Here is a 17,985-nt window from a genome sequence, read left to right on the forward strand (position 1 = left end):
GACCACTTGGGAGGAGTCGCTATTACTTTATAGTCAACTCCTTGCTTTGCTTCAGAAATCTATCGATGTTATAAATTAATATTCAAAAAGACTATTTGGTGTTCACTGTTTAGATAATTCATAAATAAAAAAGATGTTGATGCTCTATTTGAGGTTTTAAGTCTTTACTTAAATTAACACTTAGATAGTTAATTCAATTAAACAATCTTAAAATCTTTTTTGTAGATAAAAAAAGATATCAGGCCAATTAAAAAATGGCTTTAATAAGAGAGGTGTATGGCATGATATGTTGCGAAAAATGCTTCGATGATATTTTTTTAAAAGAAAAAATTATAGTGCAAAATAAGAAGGGTGATTGCTATTATTGTGGCGGAAAAGATGTTTTCATAACGGACGTTAAACAACTAAGCCCCTACTTTTTAAGATTAATAAATCTATATAATCGTACAGAAGCATACGAACATTATAATCCAGAAGTAGATCATCCATTAGAAGTTGGCAATGCATTAATTGCATTAATTAACGAAGACTGGTCAATATTTTCGAAAGATATCCAGGATTATGAAATTGACTTCAAATTACTATATGATATTCTAAATGAAAATAATCAAGGAAAATATTATGATCCTAAATATATATACTCAAAAATAACAGATGGAAAGTCATATAATGATCCATTAGCTGTTTGGAAAATTTATTGGGATAAGTTAAAAAGTGAATTAAAACACGAAAATAGGTTCTTCCCATTCTTTGATATTAACACAAAAATATTAGAAGTCTTAAAGTATCGTAATCATAATTTAAAGGTCGGCGATGTTCTGTTTAGAGCCAGGATTGGAGAACAAGTTAAAGAAAATATGTTGGCGCCTCCTTCTAAAATTGCAAAATCAGGTCGAGCTAATCCAAATGGAATAAGTTATTTGTATTGTGCCGATGACAAGGAAACATGTATAGCAGAAATTAGGCCTTGGAAAGGTGCTGTAATTACGGTTGCCTCGATGGAAGTTAACAAAAATTTAAAACTAGTAGACTTAAGTGATAATAAATTTACTCCACTGATATTTGAAGATTTTAACGAGATATTGGCACTGGATACATTAATTACTCGTTTTTCTTCAGAACTAAGTACCCCAGTTGATCCATCAAGTTCCGAAATTGATTATCTTCCAACACAGTATTTAACAGAGCTTATTAAAGTCAAAGGATATGATGGAATATATTTTAAAAGTGCAATGGGTCCTAAATATAATCTAGTTATATTTAATGAAGAGAATGTAACAGTAAAAGATGTGGAAAACGTGCAGATAAAAGAAATTTTATATAAGACTTCGATTGACGATTTTAATGGTTTATTAGAACTTTTCGATTGAGGAAATTATTAAATGATTTGGCATAGAATAATATAAAGATACATAAATTATATGATTCTTAAAACCCACCAACCATCTCAGGCGTTGCCACATACACTCTACGCATGTGGAGTGTATGGTATGACTTGGATTGTTAAAAGCCTTGTCTCCGTAAGGAATTTTTAAAAACATAGTCAAAATCGTAGTCAAAGAATAAAAAGGGAAACGAAAAGCCCTTCAAAAACCTGATATAACTGACTTTCTTGGAGAAGTAGGTTCGACTCCCACCGTCTCCATACTTAAAATACCGACATTTGTGGTATATTATGTGATGTAAAGCATAAATTTTCCTTTTAGAATGTTTATGCTTTACTTTTTTGGGGGGGAATTATATGGTTGATTTTAATTAATAGTCTTATTATCCATCTATTTTTTGTTCTTTACTCTTTTAGAACTTATCGAAATAGTTGATTTAAAAAGTCATCAAAACTGTCAGCGATTTTATGAAATGCCCATTCTTCTTCATCTGAAAAATAGTTCTTAACTATATTTACGACAGTTGGAAGTTCCTTTTCTTCTCGATAATCTAGAACGAGCCATTCATGAAAATCTGTCCAAAGAATAATTAATCCTTGTGTGGAAGTTCTGCTTCTTCTAGAAGCTCTTTGGAAGATAATATACTTAAATCATCTTTTTCAAAATGAATTGGCTCTATGCTAGGAAGTGCGTCTTTGTATTCCGTGTAATAAGGAAAGTTTAATTCGCCACCATTTTGCTCTTTCATCAGTTGAATAAATGATGATGGGAAGCGAACATCCAAACTATTTTCAGCTCTTCTTATTATTTCAACGTTAATCGGATATTCGATACGATTATTTTTCGGTTTCTTACTCCAAAAATTCTCGCCTCTATAAAAATCTTTATTCAACATATGAATCACCTTCCATTTAATATTTCTACTGATTATAACGCACTATAAGTTCTTAACCCATTGCAAAAACAGCTGTTGTATGTCTAATTCTTCAGTGCCAGACATCAAAACAAACGTGAATGTTATAACAATCATGTTTGTATTAACAATCAGTACAATTTAAATATCTTGAATCAAAATAGATGAGAGAAGAAATGCATACTCAAAGGTGTATAGTAAATAACAAAAAAAGATGGATAAAATATTTTATGAATCCATCTTTGCTGATTCTTTTGAAATAGTATAGTTTGGGATCAAACGAGTTACACCACCCATTTGATAGATCGTTCATGGTTAAAGAGCCTTGAGCTAGAGGGATTCGGTTGGCAGTGCCACTTGAACTTCGGCAATAGGCTCTCACGTTGCGTAATAATGCCTTCATATCGTGTTTTTTTGCTAAATATAAAACGCTAAAGTTGTCGAAAAAAACCATAATCTAGTATATATTTAGCACTATTTTGGTATTTTTCAATTACATAGAAAGGATTTTTCTTTATAATGAATGGTAATAAATGAGAGAGGGTGTAAAAAGGTGAAGTATATTAAATATGTATTAGGTTTAACCAGTCTCCTAGTAATACTTTTCATCGAAGCACAACTGCCAGCTTCCGCAGCAACTTTCCCTGCCCAAGGATTAATTGCCGATACAGACGGTGATATGGGTGAAATATCAGGAAACTTTATTTTTAATTGGAACAAGTCGGACTGGTATGATGAGGAAGATAATCCAGGAAACGATCCGATGCAATTTTCGCTCTTCTTAAATAATGGGTCCACAAAACCATTCAAAACGTATACTGGCTACCGCCACAATGATTACCGTTTTGTCTATACCATTCCTAAAAATACAAAGCTCCCAAAAAATGAAACATTATATTTTAGGACTTATTACGCTCGTGATAACTCAGGGAAATACTACGAAACTAGTTATGACCCTTATAAATACCCGGTTATTGACAATATCAACAATGAGAAGTTAACACGCAGCGCTTCCGTAAAATTTCCTGAGGGGTTCAATGTCAGAATTAATCCGCGAAAAACGATTTCGATGATTTCACATAATCGCTCCTTTAAAGTGTTCATATCTTATGCCGATAAAAACGGAAAAACGATTAAAAAACTAGGCGTCATGTCAGTTACATTCAAAAACAAAGTGATTCGAATGCCAAAACTTCCGGCAAAAGCCAAATCATTAAAAATCTTTGCGATTGAAGGAAACAGGATTTCGAAAGATCCAATCGTTGTACCACTTTCTAATACAGCCAAAATAATGGAGAATTACCCAAAGAACCGTTCCTTCAAAGATATCAATAAAGAAGCAGGTATCTATGCGGGAAAACTCAAATGGGATGGCATGGGCAATGAAGACAAATTCTCAAAGTACACTATTTATTCATTTGAGCCACCACGTGTAACTACTAATCTTTGGAGGGCTGCCGCTAATAACCTAGTTAAATTAGGAGAAGTGAAAGCAACGGGGAAAAAACGTTATCAGTTTACATTGCCTCCAACAAAAAAGCCTTATTTAAAACTGGTGATTCTCCCCGAGATTAAAGGACAATATATATCAGCACTAGATGTGGATATCCATGAAACGAATAAATATTATAATCAAAGAATCCGGCGCTATAAAGTAACAGATAACTACTCTTCAACAAAGGAAAATCTAACCTTAACAAAGAACATGTTGTATTACCTTGATAAGACAAATTTCCTTGGATTTCAAATACCGGAAGACCAATACTTCCCTATTACGTTAAAATTATATGACTCAAAAGAGGGTACCAAGCCATTCCAAACATTTACTCAAAAGCCAAAAGATAAATATTATTTGGGGTCCACTCGATTTCCGCTAGCGATCAAATCGAAAGACCTATATGTCGAATTTACAAATAAATTGGGACATACTAGTAACCGAATTCACTATAAAGTCGATCCAAAAGAAACCCAGGTCACGCCAAAATTAACAAGTAAAGACGTTATATTCTTTAACAGAAAAAACCAAAGCGATTATATTCTTGTAAAGAATGTGACACGCGGAGATGTCATTTACGCTGGGTATGGCAGGGCAGAGGTGAGAAGAGAGCAAATCCGCAAAGATGGCTCTTTTAAAATTACAACAAGCCTAGACGATAATGGCGGCACACTCAATATTAAGTATCAAAGAAATGGTTACTTTACCTCTGAGGAAGCAGCGATTCCTTATGGAAAAGCGAAATAATAAAGAAGGATAGCCGCTTAAGTGGCTATCCTTTTTTTGCATAGTTGGAAAACAATCATAGCTTTTCAATAGCTATAATCCCAGGTGTCCCCGCGATATCTCATGTGATTAAACGTTTATTTTAAGAGAACTTCTGTAACTCTTTTCGCATACCATTGGTAAAATCGTTCTGCATCTTGGATTGGTATGTCTGAAAGTGATTCGTATCGCACGGGTTTCGCTCGGTTGATAAAGCCGATTGTGGCAAGACCCATCCATTGCTGCAATTTTGATCGTTTCACTGACACTTCAGCAATTTTGTCACGCCGGGTGATGAACGTTATTTTTTCGAACATTCCTTGGCTTAGTTGAATTTGACTGCCGGTAAGCGCATAACGTGTGTTGTGATAAACAATCAACCGTCTGGCTACGATTAAAGCTAGCAAAACGGAAGATGCGATTGCCCAACCAAATGTAAAGTCCAACAATGCAGGTTTGAAATACACAAGAAGGATAGTCGCAATCAGCCAGAACCAATACGGTTTTAGGAGACGGGCGGCCAATGATTTGCGCGGCAGCTTCTTCATGTGTTGGCACACTTCATAGTCTGGCAGCAATTCGGAAATGATCGAATAGGTTCGCTGCATAGGCAAAAACGGATAGAGCGTGCTGACTTCGTTGTCATCATCCCCGAGGTCTCCTATGCTAATCAACTTCACTTCTGCTAGTCCGAGCAAGCGTTTCATAAAGGATTGTGTAATTTCCACAGCTTGCACACGGTCTTTCGCAATCGAAAAAGCTGTTTCATCCAATACCCCTTTTGAAATATAAATCCGTTTGTCATCAGAAGCAATTTCATACTTTCCATACTTCACGAACGTGATAAGAATGCCCACACTGATAGATAGCATGATTACGATCGCTAGGAATCCTGCAATCATCCATCCAGATGATAGAATTGACTCGAACCAACCTTCTGCCGTGTCTTCAAGATGAAAAAGTGAACCGATTTTTGCTAATAATGAAGAAGCAATGGCGATGAAGAATAGGAAACTGAGTGAGGTAAATGATGCTTTGACAAGATCTTGGTGTGTCGGCGTAAAATGAATTACTCGCTCCGTTTCGTTCCAACGGCCACCATCGGGCTGTGGTTCATCATTCATAATTTGGGAATCCGGATGGCTAGTCCTTTTCACCAAACTTTCTAATCGATCTGCTTCTGACCGGGTCAGCACGGGAAAGGGAACATTCGCATTCACACCTGACGTGCCTGTTTCAAAAGTGATGGAAGTCATACGCAATAGTTTATGCAAAAAGGATGTATATCGTTGTACGTTCTGGATTTTTTCATAATTGACCGTGCGTTCTGTCTTTTCAAATATGCCCGATTTCAGATGAAACGCCCGTTCATCTGTGCCGTATCGATTCGTAAACAGCTTCCATATGCTTGCGACTACTGTGTAGACAAAAGAGACAAGCAAAACCCAACCCATAATATGGAAAAATGTAGAATCTGAGCCTTTATTTAAAAAGAGAATCACAGCAAGAATTCCAAAGTTCTTAAAAAAACCAATGATATCAAAAAGTACTGTCAGTGGGTGGTAGTGTTTCATATCCATTAATCATCCACTTCCCTGATTTTTGCCATCCGTGCAATCTGGTTTCGAACTTCAACTGCTGTATCCTTTGGCAGAGCCGGAATTTCATGGCTCGATCCCATCGTCTCAATAGCCAGTGAATACAGGCCAAATTTACGTAAAATGGGTCCCTGATTCATTGAAACAGCTTGAATCTTTGCCATCGGTACCAATTCATGGCTCTCGTAAAATGCTCCTGCTTTTAGCTGCAAAAAGTCCTCGTCGATGCCATAGCGGAAATGGCGCACTAAGAAAACAGGACGTAGCCCCACAGACCAAATCGCAGACAACAGAATCAATTCTGCTAATACAAATAGTACCCAACTCACCCAATTCCACCACGAGAAATAGGTTGCTATACCATACAAAAAGGCAACTACACCAAGCGAAATCGTATGTGAAACCGCCGATCCCCAGCGCAGGGCGGGCACGGCTTCTTTTATTAACCGCATTTCTGGTGCCTGAATTTCATTTTCCATTGTAACCCCTCCAAGCGGTCGTTTCTCCTTATTACAACAAATTTCGTACTTGTTTTCAAGGTGTGTTGGAGAATGGAAGGATTTCCAGGATTCCGTTTCCCTAACAAGTCTTGCTGCAAATTATGAAGCTAGCGTAGCGGGGGCACAACTTCATTTTGCGATTGTAAATAGAGGGGGAAGAGTTGTAAAACTTGTGAGAACGGTTGTAAATATGTGCTGAGCGGTGGTAAATATCCCGAATTCGGCTGAAAGCATACGCTGGCATATCGAAATGAGCTGACTTTTAGTAGTTTACCAGAAATTTCTGTATAATTAGAATGTATATTCAAAGGAGGAGAATGAAATGGAGCAAACAAAAGAATACATACCAACTTGGGATTTGGATCAGATTTTTACTGGGGGAAGTCAATCTCAGAGTTTAAAAGAGACCATATCACAATTAACGAAAGAAATATCGCAGTTAGATGAAAGTATCGAACGCTTTAATCCTGAAAAAGCTTCGGCAAATGATTTGGCTGGAATCATCAATCAGTTGGGACCATTACAGAAACAATTGCGTGATGTCTTTGCCTACATTGGCTGCCTTAGCGCACAAGATGTAAATGATTCAGATGCAGCAGTATTAGTAGCGAAGTCTGGGGATTTAGCTGCGAAAATGGGGACAGTAAGCTCTAAACTGAATCAAAAGCTAAAAGAAATTAAAGACGAGGCTTGGACGGAAATGATGCAGTCTCAAGAATTAAAAGAGATTGCTTTTTCACTTAGCGAAGCAAGACGTAAGGCAAAAGAAATGTTGCCGATAGATCAAGAAGTATTAATCAATGATTTGGCTGTTGATGGCTATCATGCATGGAACCAGATGTACGATACGATTGTTGGCAGTATGTTTGTTACTGTGGAGGAGAAGGGTGAAAGTAAACAGTATTCTATGGGACAAGCATCCAATATGATGTCTAATTCTGACCGCAATGTGCGTAAAAAGACATTTGATTTAATCCAACAGGAGTGGCAGAGAAATGCTCCATTGTTTGGGCAATCATTAAATCATCTGGCTGGATTCCGACTACAAGTGTATAAACATCGTGGATGGGAGGATGTATTAAGAGAACCACTTGAAAATAATCGAATGCAAAAAGAAACGCTGGATGCCATGTGGACTGCGATTGAGCAGAATAAAGAACCATTTGTAGCATTTTTAAGTAGAAAAGCAAAGTTACTTGGTGTTGAAAAATTGAGTGTGTATGATATTGGCGCCCCTCTCGGAAAAAGTGAAACAAAAGTATCTTATACTCAAGGTTCTAATCGAATTATCGAGCAGTTCCAGAAGTTTAGCCCACAAATGGCCGATTTTGCGAAAATGGCATTTGAAAATCGCTGGATTGAAGCAGAAGACCGAGCTGGGAAACGTCCAGGCGGTTTTTGCACAAGCTTTCCAAATAAAAAGCAGACTCGAATTTTTATGACTTATTCAGGAACAGAATCTAATATCGCAACACTGGCACATGAACTTGGACATGGTTTCCACCAACATGTGATGAACGATTTGCCAATTCAAAATCAACGGTACGCCATGAATGTGGCAGAAACTGCCTCGACTTTTGCGGAAATGATTCTAGCAGATGCAGCGGTCCGACAAGCAACGTCAAAAGAAGAAAAAGTTGCACTGTTGGAAGATAAAGTACGCCGAGGCATTACATTCTTTATGAATATTCATGCTCGTTTCTTATTTGAAACAAACTTTTATGAGGAACGTAAAAATGGCATGGTTCCAGTAGAAAGGCTCAATGAATTAATGGTCAATGCACAGAAAGAAGCATATTGTGATGCGCTTGATGAATATGATCCAATGTTTTGGGCTTCCAAGTTACATTTCCATAAGACGGGTACGCCATTTTATAACTTCCCGTATACATTCGGTTATTTGTTCAGCCTTGGAATCTATGCACATGCTTTGGAACAGGGCAATGATTTTGAAGATGAATATATCGCCCTTTTGCAAGACACTGGCCGTATGACGGTGGAAGACCTGGCGAAAAAGCATTTAAATGTCGACCTAACGAAACCAGACTTCTGGGAAAAGGCAATTCATTTATGTATTGAGGATATCAATGAGTTTATGCAACTGACGGAATAATGGGAGTAAATATTGTGAAACAAAAGGAGTAACTAGAAAATTCGAGTTACTCCTTTTTGATAATGGTATTTAAAAATTCTCAGTTTTTTCATATGAAACGGCAGAAGAGTTATTTTCTAATGGCATGATTAATGGAAAGAAGTTTACTGATAGAGTTCCAGACTTAGAGTGGTAAAATAATACATGTAACTAGCTCGACTAGAACTTACTTATAGAAAAGAGAAATGAGCTATTAAATCAAGGAGGTAACTATGAATAATGATTGGTCTAAATTAAAACGCTCTTCAAATGGAATTCCTACGTATGATTCATTAATTCCTTATATTTTAGAAGTTATAAAAAATGGGGAAGAAGCGACCAACGTCGTTATTAAAGAGAGGGTATGTGATTATTTAAATGTACCTCAACACATTGTGGAAGAGAAATATCCTAATTACCCAAATAGCGAAAGTATATTACATAACCGATTTAGCTTTGCCTTTAGTGATCTATCTAAAGCAAATGCAGTTGACCGTGTTAGAAGAGGCGTTTATAAAATAAATAAAAATGGGGAATTTTTATTAGATAACTATGGAGATCAATTAACTAAAAAAGTCTTAGAAGAACGTCCTGAATATATGCAATATATGAATGAATTGAAATTGCGTAATGAAAGAACGGGAGGAGCTACAATTGAAAATGTGGAGGAAAATGATGAGACGAAAATTGAAATTGGAAGCCTAGTTCAGACTATAAACAATGAAATCGCGATTGAACTTCTGGATATTGTTCGTGGGAGCGATCCTATATTTTTTGAAAAGCTAGTAGTGGATTTACTAGTAGCCATGGGGTATAGCGGAGAAAATGGAAAAGCTAAAGTAACCAGCCAATCAAATGATGGAGGGATAGACGGTATTATCAATCAAGACCCCCTAGGAACAAGCACTGTATACATACAGGCAAAGAGATATAAAGAAGATAATGTAGTTGGAAGATCAGCTATCCAAGCATTTTATGGAGCTCTTGCAGGAGTAAATGCAGATAGAGGGGTGTTTATTACAACTTCTCGTTATACTAAAAATGCAAAAGAGTTTGCCAAGAACCAAGGGATTGTATTAATTGATGGCATTCAGTTAACCGATTTAATGCTGAAATATCGAGTGGGGGTAGAGGTAGCTCACCAATATACAGTATTTAAGATAGATGGAGACTATTTTGAGGAATAAACCTGCCTAGTTTTTTTAAAATGTGTACACACGAAATTGCTTATATAAAACAGCCTGATTATATATTATGATTAGGCTTTTTTAATAGGCAATATAGTTAAACTTTTTAGTTTGGTTTAACTACTTCTCATTTTTTGACGTTATGTATAAATAGACATAAATGATAAGATCTATTGTTAAAAATGATAAACCTATGATCAACGTATAGTATTTGAAGAAATCTCCAGTAGAATAGCCACCTGCATAGAATACATAGAGAAAGATGAAAACAATTCCTAATACAGCACAAGCCCTTTGAATTTTTTCCATGGTGTGTTCTCCTTTAGGTTAATAATTGAAAAGTGAGTATTATTTATAGATATTGGTAAATCAACCACCTTTATTATATATCACCTCTAACCATAAGAAGTACCTAAAAATTTGCAATAGCATGTGATAGAATGAAGCGATAAATGAAATTACATCTTAAGGAGCATACGAATGATGCGAGAATTAATTTATCCATGCACTGAGGATACGAATGAGGAAATTGATGATGCTCTAGAAAGAGAAAAGGTTAATTACGAAGTAGGGATTGCCCTTTTTGACACGGGAAAAGATATACTGGCGTATTGTACATTGCACGTGTCGGAAGAAGAATACAATAAAGCAGCCAGTATTATTGAACGCTATTTTTCTCTCGAACAATCAGTAATTGAATATACGCATGCTGAGAAACTGGATCGTCGTCATAATAAATTGGTCAGTTTTAAACTATACGGTAATTTTTTCCTTTTATGGTTTGGAGTTATATTTACTATCAGCGGATTATCAGGCGATCCGAACGTATTATCATATGCAGGAGCCCTAACAATTTTGATTTGGTCTGTTCTGGTTGGATGGTGTGCGATTAAGAAACGTTCAAAATATCATCTTCTCTGGAACATTCTAATAGGAATAATTGTAGTAATTGGTCTTTCGTTTAGCTTGTTCACACTTTATGCCATGTTATTTATGTCTTAATTGTTTTTGTCTCTTATTTTGGCCTATGAATATATTCTGAGGAGGTTATCAAAATGGAAACTCAATGTTGTCCAAAGTGTAAGGGAGAAGATATAAAAAATGGATTTCTTGGTGCAGGTGTTCAAATGGTACGAATGTTTCCTGAAGAAAGAAGAGGAGCCTCATCACCTATATCAGCGGAATACTGCAATGACTGCGGATATATAGTGTCCCTTTTTGTTGATCAGCCAAAGAATGTGAGATAGAAAAAAGGACATGGCTTAAGACCATGTCCTACATACATATAGTTTAGCCTCGTCCAGCTTGGAATGAAGGATATTTCGTCATACCGCCATCCACAAATAGGGTAATCCCTGTTACATAGCTTGCTTCTGAGGATGCTAAGAATGCAGCTACAGATGCTACTTCCTCTGGCTTACCGATGTAACCCATTGGAATCATGCTTTCAACGTCAGCACGTTGTACAGGATCAGCAAATTTTTCTGCGTTGATTGGCGTATTCATGGCACCTGGTCCAATGTTATTAACGCGGATTCCTTTTGGCGCGTATTCAAGAGCTAATGTTTCAGACATTAATTTAATACCGCCTTTACTTGCTGCATAGTGAACAAATAATGGCCAAGGAATCATTTCATGCACACTAGACATGTTAATAACGTTCCCTTTAATATCATTTTCAACAAAATACTTGATGGCTTCACGGCTTCCTAAGAAAGCGCCTGTTAAATTTGTATCTAATACTTTGTTCCAGTTATCTAAGGATAACTCGTGCGAAGGTGATGGATTTTCAACACCTGCGTTATTAATCATAACGTCCAATGTACCGAACTCTTTGATAGCCGTTTGCACAAGATTCACGACGTCTTCTTCTTTTGTAACGTCTCCTTGAACAGTAATGGCTTGTCCGCCTGCTGCTTCTATTTCTTTTTTGACCTCTAATGCTTCATCTTTACTTTTGTAATAGTTAATTACGACTTTTGATTGCTCTTGACCAAAACGAACGGCCATAGCGCGTCCTAAACCTGTTGATCCACCTGTGATGACAACTACTTTACCTTTTAAATCAGTATACAAAATAATTCCTCCTCGTGTTAATTTGATTCTTATTCCATCCTTAACTTTTCGCTAATCCTAGGAAGACTCCACCTAAAACAATGAGTACAATCCCGATATAAATAGCAATCAGCTGGGTTCTTGTCTTTTTTTCTCCTAGTAAGAAAATACCACCAAGCGTTGATATAACTATTCCCATTTGGGACAATGAGAAACTTGTGGCAACACCAACTTTAGGTTGTGAAATGAATAAGAACATATTTCCTGCCGCCCAGATTAGACCGGGGATAATATTGCGAATGGCATATTTATTAAAGGGTTTATGCTTGTACGTCAGGATTAATCCACCAATAACCATACCGATGGCTTGTGGGAATAAGGCCGACCAACCGCTGACATCAAATAAGCGAGCAACTACTACATAAACCAGATATCCGATGGTTGAAACAATCAGTGTCAAAACACCTTTTTTAAATTGTCCTGATTGTTCTTCATTTTTTCCTGATTCTAGTGACGTTAACACGATACCAATCACAATGAAGATAAGGGCTAGAACACCTAAGATAATCGTTTTTGCCGTTGACCATTCATGAAAAACGATGACGCCAAACAAAGCTGTGGATACTAACTGCATACCAGTCGAAATAGGCATTGTTTTGGAAACGCCGATATAGTCAATCGATTTTAGCTGATTACTTTGTCCCAGTGCCCAAAAGAGACCGGAAACAACTCCTACAATAAAAATAAGAGGCGTCAATTCGGGCCGGACTACTAGATAAATCACAGCTGAAAAAATCAGTGCGCCTAGTGTAGTCCCTAGTGTTTGCGTGTATGGGCCTCCACCTAACTTAACATTGAACAAAACGATGCTTCCCCAGAAAATAGCGGGAAGTATGGCTAAAAAGATATCCATTTGATAGTAACCTCCTTTCCCAAACGAATTATTATCTTTTCCTAGAATAGACACCGTTATGTATCTGGTGTTTAAATTCTTTTAACGTGCGGGACATATTTACAGGAATCAGATTCTACTTTCGTATTATTTGATGCATACAAAGAAACAATACAAATATGAGAAGTAAATGTTTCTGATTCTATAAAAAAAGAAGCACTCCTATTGATTGCCCATAAAGCCATATCCTAAAACCTTAGTCTTAGGCTTAAACAGGAAATCAATTCGAGTGCTGTAAATTCATTCATATTTTTAGTGGGGTAAACTCTACGTATATAATGCTTTGTGAATGACATATTTGGCTTCTTCCACATTTTTTTTATTGACCAAGATGGCATACTGCGTTTGATATTTCGAGTTAATCCCGAAATTTCCAAAGCTTCCTCGACTCGATCCAAGGCCAAACCAGCCAGAGGACAAGTCTTTTATCTTATACGTATATTTGATGCCTCCTGTTGCTAAGGCACCTCTTACCTTCGCTAAATCTTCTAGAGAATATGTAGCATAAACTTCTTCTTTGAAGAACGCCATATAATCCCTCCTTCTAGTAAAGATTATTCGTTGCAGTTTTTAAAGATACCTCTCCATTTTCCAGCTAAGTTCAACTAATCTGCAAAAAATTATAAGAGCTGCGCATGATAAAAAAGGAATTCTCCATTTTCTTAGAGAATATATAGTACTAATGTTTTCAGCAATACACTGAAACAAATTCCATCAGCTTTCGAGGAGGTTCACCATGACAAAACCAATTATCGGTATCACTAGCTCATACATAAAACAGGGGATGTATATGGAAGGTACTTATGTACATCACGATTATCAAAAGGCCATAGTGGAAGCGGGAGGCGTGCCGATCGTTTTGCCTGTTGCGCCTTCTGATGTACTGGATCGTTATGTGGATATGTGCGACGGCTTTATTTTTAGCGGCGGGGAAGACGTGGATCCACGATTTTATAATGAAGATCCTCATCCTAAACTGGGCTTCTTTTATACAGAACGCGATGAGTCGGAGCTTTATTTGATCAAAAAGGTGTTAGAAAAGAAGAAGCCTGTATTTGCCATTTGTCGCGGAATTCAGCTGCTGAATGTAGCGTTAGGCGGGACTGTCATTCAAGACATTCCTTCTCAAAGAAAAAGTGCCATGCAGCATTCTCAAACAATCCAACGTGATAAAACGAGCCATGTGGTTCAGATCAATGAAGACAGTAAGCTGCATCAGCTGTTAAACAGGGAAACTGTAATGGTCAACAGCCTGCACCATCAGGCGATCAATCAGCTAGCCGATGGATTGATTACTACAGCGACTGCCCGTGATGGCATGATTGAAGCGGTAGAACTTGAGGGTAATCCATTTGTGATGGGGATTCAGTGGCATCCTGAATCTATGGTGCGGAAAGATAAAACCATGATGGTGTTATTTGAGGAATTCGTTCGTGAAGCAAATACGTCTACTAAATCTTAAGTCAGAAGGAGAAGATCATGGACTGGATTGTAGGGATAGCACTCACCGTCCTCGTCTTCTTTTAAAGTAGTATTAGAAACAAAATAACGAATTGATCAAACTTTTATAAGAAAAGAATAGTGAAAAGTCATAAGCCTTTCCGCTTTAGCGGAAGGCTTTTTTATTGAAAGTTGCATCGCTTATATAAAAATCAAATGTTTATCTCTGCATACAAAGAGGCTATAGAAGGAATAATAGGGATAATGTATTCTTTATGCTACATTAACGGACAGTGAATCGAAGAGATAAACTTCCCGTAAGCCCGATTGGTTCAACTAACACTCTATAGAGTGTAGTTTCACTTTATACAAATTGTGAGGAGATGATTTTTTGAAGGCTGTAACGTTTCAAGGAATAGAAGATGTGAAAGTAAAAGAAGTTCAGGATCCGACTATCCACAAAAAAGATGATATTATTGTTCGCATTACTTCCACGGCAATTTGCGGCTCTGACCTACATATCTACAAAGGGTCAATGCCAGCTCAAAAAGATATGGTGATTGGACATGAGCCAATGGGAATCGTGGAAGAAGTGGGGCCTGACGTGACACGCGTGAAAAAAGGCGACCGGATAATCTTGCCCTTCAACGTATCATGCGGTGAGTGCTACTATTGTAAAAATGAAATGGAGAGCCAATGCGACCATGCCAACGAAAATCCAGAAGTAGACGCGGGTGCTTACTTCGGCTATACAGAGCGGTATGGTAACTATCCAGGCGGACAAGCGGAATATTTACATGTACCATACGGGAACTTCATGCCGTTCGTCATTCCTGAATCATGCGAACTTCCTGATGAAGCATTGCTATTTTTATCTGATGTCATTCCAACAGCTTGGTGGAGTGTTGAATCAGGTGGTGTAAAAAAAGGTGACACTGTCGTCGTATTAGGCTGCGGACCTGTTGGCTTAATGACGCAAAAGTTTGCATGGATGAAAGGTGCTAAGCGAGTAATCGCAGTCGATCATGTACCGTACCGCCTGCAGCACGCGAAAAAAATGAACAATGTAGAAATTGTCAATTTTGATGAACAAGACGAAGCTGGATTATATATTCGTGAAATTACGAAAGGCGGAGCGGATGTAGTCATCGACTGTGTCGGCATGGATGGAAAGAAAAACGCTCTTGAAGCAGTTGGGCAAAAGCTGAAAATCCAAGGTGGTACGACGAGCGCATTGAAGATTGCGAAGGAAGCCATCCGTAAATTTGGTACACTGCAAGTAACTGGCGTGTACGGCGCGAAGTACAATCAATTCCCACTCGGCAATCTATTTGAACGTAACATCATTATGAAAATGGGCCAAGCACCTGTCATTCATATGATGCCAATGCTGTTTGATATGATCACGAAAGGTGAGTTCGACCCGACTGAAATCATCACGCATAAGATTGCATTGGATGAAGCAGATAAAGCATACAAGATTTTCAATGACCATGAAGATGAATGTATTAAAGTTATCTTACAACCATAAGAAAAACAAAAAGGGATCTCACATTGATCCCTTTTTCTTTTGGAGAAATTTATTATGCCATTTGGTGAAAATAAGGAGTGCTAAAATAGTGCCGATAAGCGCCATGGTCATATCCCATTCCGAATCCCACTTGTCACCCTGTAAGCCAAGGAAGCCTTTGGCGAATGATTTTCCTAGAACCATCTTATAGGTAAGCATTTCCACGGTTTCATATAGTGCAGAAATCATCATCAGAATGCTAAAGCAGTAAAAAGTGAGCCAAAACCCTTTTCGAATATGAGCAATACGTATTAAGACTTCACGAAAGATGATGGCTGATAATCCCATCATCAAGTGGCCTAAGCGATCATAGTAGTTGCGCTTTAAATCATACTTCTCTTTTAACCAATGAAAGAACGGCTCGTCCTGAAAGGTGTAATGTCCGCCGATGAATTCTAGGATGGCAAGAATAGCCAGAAAGGTATAGGAAAGAGAAGTAAAGGTAAATTTTTTATATGTAAAAAGAGCAACAATGACAATAATCGCAAAAGGACCAGCATCCGCAGCCCAGCCGCCATAGGATTTTGGATTAATTAAGGACCAAACCATAAAGCCAAGAACAATAATAGCTAAAAAAAGGTGATAATAATTCCTTTTGTTTTCTTGCAAGGTGATCCCTCCTCTTTTCTTTCAGTATGCCCATATTCACATAGGGTAAGTCATTTAGTTGGAACAATGGGGAGGTCACAGCGTCTTATAGAAATAGCTAAACTTCTGTCTGAATAGCCCCAAGGTACTCCTTATGGCATAATAAAGTTAACTAGTTGTAAGAGGTGGAAATGTGGAAAAAAGAAAACGATTATTACAAGGTATTTTAGTGATAGCAATTATAGAGATTTTAAGTTTTTATTTTATTGGCAGAGACTATCTGTTTATCAACGGTTTAGATAATATGATTGCCTATGTGGTGGCAGGCGGTATATTCTTTGCGGTGAGTTATTTTTTATTAGTAGAAGTGAGCAACTTCCGTAAAAAGTATATATTGATTGGGATTGCTTATGTATTATTAGTGATCGCTCCGTTTGTCTATAAAAATCATCTCCCGCACTTCAAAGTGGAGGATGCTGAGCAAATCATTCTGCGTACAGAAGGTGGACGTGTAGTGAAAGACCGAGAGCTGGGACAAACCATGTTGAATTACGCAGGCGAAGAAGTATACATTATTGCATTGAAGAAAGACGGCAAATTGAAACGCTTTGCCTTTAACCCAACAACAGAAAAGTACTTTTCAATTACGGATTAGATTAGAGAGGGGAACATCTAATGGCAGAACATCTATTTAAATTAAAGGCAAACTGGCCAGGAGGACGAAACGAGGTAGGCGAGATTGAAGCGGGACAACTGAAAACCCAAATCTCAATCCCACCTGAGATGGACGGACCTGGCATTGGCACCAATCCAGACGAAATGCTGCTGGGTGCTGCTGCTACATGTTATATCATCTCACTAGCAGCCATGATTGAACGAGCAAACCTCAAAACCATCTCGCTCACCATGGAATCAGATGGTGTGGTGGACGTCACAAATGGCGTATTCACCTATAAAAAAATCACCCACAAACCCAGAATCATCATCCCAAGCTCCTACACAGCAAAAGAAGAGCGCCATATCGTAAAACTAGCAGAAAAAGCAGAAAAAACCTGCATGATCAGCAAAGCCATCCAAGGAAACGTAGAATTGGCATTGGAAGTTACGATAGAGGTAGAACAATAACAGCAATTAAATAAAACGAAAACATAGCATGGCCATTTTTCGTGATGAGCCATGCTATTTTTGTGATTGAAAGCCGCGAAATAGCATTTATCATTTGGAAATGAATTGAAGTGGAAACAACGTAGACTCCTGCGGGATGGCGAGATAGGTGAGACCCCGCAGCGCAGCGAGGAGGCTCAACGCTCGCCCGTGGAAAGCGAAGTTGTTACCACTTCTTCTCTAACCATTTTTTAGTTGCCTTCAACTTAGAGGCTTACGCCATGCTCGCGGAAAGCGACCGC

General features: G+C 37.8%; 19 protein-coding genes. 10 read left to right on the forward strand and 9 right to left on the reverse strand.

Annotated features, from left to right (window positions below; all coding sequences use genetic code 11):
- The first annotated feature begins 254 nt into the window (after window positions 1-254).
- Window positions 255-1,370, forward strand: a complete 1,116-nt coding sequence (locus F0527_RS12070) for an RES family NAD+ phosphorylase (protein WP_150285062.1) — start codon at window positions 255-257, stop codon at window positions 1,368-1,370.
- Between the two features lie 434 nt (window positions 1,371-1,804).
- On the opposite strand, the gene F0527_RS17335 is transcribed toward F0527_RS12070, so the two are convergent.
- Window positions 1,805-2,026, reverse strand: a complete 222-nt coding sequence (locus F0527_RS17335; protein WP_370454680.1) for an SMI1/KNR4 family protein — start codon at window positions 2,024-2,026, stop codon at window positions 1,805-1,807.
- Window positions 1,975-2,280: an SMI1/KNR4 family protein gene (locus tag F0527_RS17340; RefSeq protein ID WP_255476107.1), complete on the reverse strand. Its 306-nt coding sequence runs from the start codon at window positions 2,278-2,280 to the stop codon at window positions 1,975-1,977. The genes F0527_RS17335 and F0527_RS17340 overlap by 52 nt, the downstream gene beginning before the upstream one ends.
- A 571-nt stretch (window positions 2,281-2,851) precedes the next feature.
- On the opposite strand from F0527_RS17340, the gene F0527_RS12080 reads away from it, so the two are divergent.
- Entirely contained in the window at window positions 2,852-4,540 is a 1,689-nt protein-coding gene (locus tag F0527_RS12080) for a hypothetical protein (protein ID WP_150285063.1), read from the forward strand.
- A 116-nt stretch (window positions 4,541-4,656) separates the two neighbouring features.
- Here the strand turns inward: F0527_RS12080 and F0527_RS12085 are convergent, their stop codons facing one another.
- Together F0527_RS12085 and F0527_RS12090 are read right to left on the reverse strand one after the other, a co-directional pair.
- Window positions 4,657-6,138 carry a PH domain-containing protein gene (locus F0527_RS12085; protein WP_150285064.1) on the reverse strand — a complete coding sequence of 494 codons (1,482 nt, stop codon included), beginning with the start codon at window positions 6,136-6,138 and terminating at the stop codon, window positions 4,657-4,659.
- Window positions 6,138-6,635 (reverse strand): PH domain-containing protein, encoded by a 498-nt coding sequence (locus tag F0527_RS12090; protein WP_150285065.1) that lies wholly within the window; start codon window positions 6,633-6,635, stop codon window positions 6,138-6,140. Before F0527_RS12090 ends, F0527_RS12085 begins: the two co-directional genes overlap by 1 nt.
- 343 nt (window positions 6,636-6,978) lie before the next feature.
- Between F0527_RS12090 and F0527_RS12095 the strand changes: the two genes are divergently transcribed.
- Together F0527_RS12095 and F0527_RS12100 are read left to right on the forward strand one after the other, a co-directional pair.
- Window positions 6,979-8,769, forward strand: a complete 1,791-nt coding sequence (locus F0527_RS12095) for a M3 family oligoendopeptidase (RefSeq protein ID WP_150285066.1) — start codon at window positions 6,979-6,981, stop codon at window positions 8,767-8,769.
- 251 nt (window positions 8,770-9,020) lie between these two features.
- Window positions 9,021-9,974, forward strand: a complete 954-nt coding sequence (locus tag F0527_RS12100; RefSeq protein ID WP_150285067.1) for a restriction endonuclease — start codon at window positions 9,021-9,023, stop codon at window positions 9,972-9,974.
- Between the two features lie 120 nt (window positions 9,975-10,094).
- On the opposite strand, the gene F0527_RS12105 is transcribed toward F0527_RS12100, so the two are convergent.
- The gene (locus tag F0527_RS12105) at window positions 10,095-10,283 is read right to left on the reverse strand and encodes a hypothetical protein (protein WP_150285068.1); all 189 of its coding nucleotides are present in this window, start codon (window positions 10,281-10,283) and stop codon (window positions 10,095-10,097) included.
- Between the two features lie 171 nt (window positions 10,284-10,454).
- Here F0527_RS12105 and F0527_RS12110 point away from each other — a divergent pair, with 171 nt between their 5' ends.
- Together F0527_RS12110 and F0527_RS12115 are read left to right on the forward strand one after the other, a co-directional pair.
- The gene (locus F0527_RS12110; protein ID WP_150285069.1) at window positions 10,455-10,976 is read left to right on the forward strand and encodes a hypothetical protein; all 522 of its coding nucleotides are present in this window, start codon (window positions 10,455-10,457) and stop codon (window positions 10,974-10,976) included.
- Between the two features lie 53 nt (window positions 10,977-11,029).
- A complete protein-coding gene (locus tag F0527_RS12115) occupies window positions 11,030-11,221 on the forward strand; it encodes an acetyltransferase (RefSeq protein ID WP_150285070.1) in 192 nt (63 codons plus the stop codon).
- 43 nt (window positions 11,222-11,264) lie between these two features.
- Here the strand turns inward: F0527_RS12115 and gdh are convergent, their stop codons facing one another.
- The 3 genes from gdh to F0527_RS12130 all read right to left on the reverse strand — a co-directional run bounded on the left by gdh (window position 11,265) and on the right by F0527_RS12130 (window position 13,512).
- Complete coding sequence (gene gdh, locus F0527_RS12120) at window positions 11,265-12,050, reverse strand: glucose 1-dehydrogenase (protein WP_147196344.1); 786 nt, start codon at window positions 12,048-12,050, stop codon at window positions 11,265-11,267.
- A gap of 40 nt (window positions 12,051-12,090) precedes the next feature.
- Window positions 12,091-12,942, reverse strand: a complete 852-nt coding sequence (locus tag F0527_RS12125) for a GRP family sugar transporter (RefSeq protein WP_147196346.1) — start codon at window positions 12,940-12,942, stop codon at window positions 12,091-12,093.
- 306 nt (window positions 12,943-13,248) lie between these two features.
- The gene (locus tag F0527_RS12130) at window positions 13,249-13,512 is read right to left on the reverse strand and encodes a hypothetical protein (RefSeq protein ID WP_066789349.1); all 264 of its coding nucleotides are present in this window, start codon (window positions 13,510-13,512) and stop codon (window positions 13,249-13,251) included.
- A gap of 205 nt (window positions 13,513-13,717) precedes the next feature.
- Between F0527_RS12130 and F0527_RS12135 the strand changes: the two genes are divergently transcribed.
- The gene (locus tag F0527_RS12135; RefSeq protein ID WP_150285071.1) at window positions 13,718-14,443 is read left to right on the forward strand and encodes a gamma-glutamyl-gamma-aminobutyrate hydrolase family protein; all 726 of its coding nucleotides are present in this window, start codon (window positions 13,718-13,720) and stop codon (window positions 14,441-14,443) included.
- 369 nt (window positions 14,444-14,812) lie between these two features.
- Window positions 14,813-15,952, forward strand: coding sequence for a zinc-dependent alcohol dehydrogenase (locus tag F0527_RS12140; RefSeq protein WP_150285072.1), 1,140 nt, complete (start codon window positions 14,813-14,815; stop codon window positions 15,950-15,952).
- An 18-nt stretch (window positions 15,953-15,970) separates the two neighbouring features.
- Here F0527_RS12140 and F0527_RS12145 read toward each other — a convergent pair whose 3' ends face one another.
- Window positions 15,971-16,600, reverse strand: coding sequence for a DUF2238 domain-containing protein (locus F0527_RS12145; RefSeq protein WP_223823597.1), 630 nt, complete (start codon window positions 16,598-16,600; stop codon window positions 15,971-15,973).
- Window positions 16,601-16,772: 172 nt separating this feature from the next.
- On the opposite strand from F0527_RS12145, the gene F0527_RS12150 reads away from it, so the two are divergent.
- Together F0527_RS12150 and F0527_RS12155 are read left to right on the forward strand one after the other, a co-directional pair.
- Window positions 16,773-17,234 carry a hypothetical protein gene (locus F0527_RS12150; RefSeq protein ID WP_066789338.1) on the forward strand — a complete coding sequence of 154 codons (462 nt, stop codon included), beginning with the start codon at window positions 16,773-16,775 and terminating at the stop codon, window positions 17,232-17,234.
- 20 nt (window positions 17,235-17,254) lie between these two features.
- Window positions 17,255-17,704 (forward strand): OsmC family protein, encoded by a 450-nt coding sequence (locus F0527_RS12155; protein ID WP_150285073.1) that lies wholly within the window; start codon window positions 17,255-17,257, stop codon window positions 17,702-17,704.
- Window positions 17,705-17,985 lie beyond the last annotated feature (281 nt).

The sequence above is a fragment of the Rummeliibacillus sp. TYF-LIM-RU47 genome, assembly GCF_008638315.1.
GTDB classification, from domain to species: domain Bacteria; phylum Bacillota; class Bacilli; order Bacillales_A; family Planococcaceae; genus Rummeliibacillus; species Rummeliibacillus stabekisii.

Bases quoted from the DNA above. Each gene is read 5' to 3' on its own strand.
- F0527_RS12105 (WP_150285068.1), bottom strand. From the start codon at position 10,283: ATGGAAAAAATTCAAAGGGCTTGTGCTGTATTAGGAATTGTTTTCATC.
- F0527_RS12070 (WP_150285062.1), top strand. From the start codon at position 255: ATGGCTTTAATAAGAGAGGTGTATGGCATGATATGTTGCGAAAAATGC.
- F0527_RS12100 (WP_150285067.1), top strand. From the start codon at position 9,021: ATGAATAATGATTGGTCTAAATTAAAACGCTCTTCAAATGGAATTCCT.
- F0527_RS12115 (WP_150285070.1), top strand. From the start codon at position 11,030: ATGGAAACTCAATGTTGTCCAAAGTGTAAGGGAGAAGATATAAAAAAT.
- F0527_RS12130 (WP_066789349.1), bottom strand. From the start codon at position 13,512: ATGGCGTTCTTCAAAGAAGAAGTTTATGCTACATATTCTCTAGAAGAT.
- F0527_RS17340 (WP_255476107.1), bottom strand. From the start codon at position 2,280: ATGTTGAATAAAGATTTTTATAGAGGCGAGAATTTTTGGAGTAAGAAA.
- F0527_RS12125 (WP_147196346.1), bottom strand. From the start codon at position 12,942: ATGGATATCTTTTTAGCCATACTTCCCGCTATTTTCTGGGGAAGCATC.
- F0527_RS12110 (WP_150285069.1), top strand. From the start codon at position 10,455: ATGATGCGAGAATTAATTTATCCATGCACTGAGGATACGAATGAGGAA.
- F0527_RS12155 (WP_150285073.1), top strand. From the start codon at position 17,255: ATGGCAGAACATCTATTTAAATTAAAGGCAAACTGGCCAGGAGGACGA.
- F0527_RS12135 (WP_150285071.1), top strand. From the start codon at position 13,718: ATGACAAAACCAATTATCGGTATCACTAGCTCATACATAAAACAGGGG.
- F0527_RS12095 (WP_150285066.1), top strand. From the start codon at position 6,979: ATGGAGCAAACAAAAGAATACATACCAACTTGGGATTTGGATCAGATT.
- F0527_RS12090 (WP_150285065.1), bottom strand. From the start codon at position 6,635: ATGGAAAATGAAATTCAGGCACCAGAAATGCGGTTAATAAAAGAAGCC.
- F0527_RS12085 (WP_150285064.1), bottom strand. From the start codon at position 6,138: ATGGATATGAAACACTACCACCCACTGACAGTACTTTTTGATATCATT.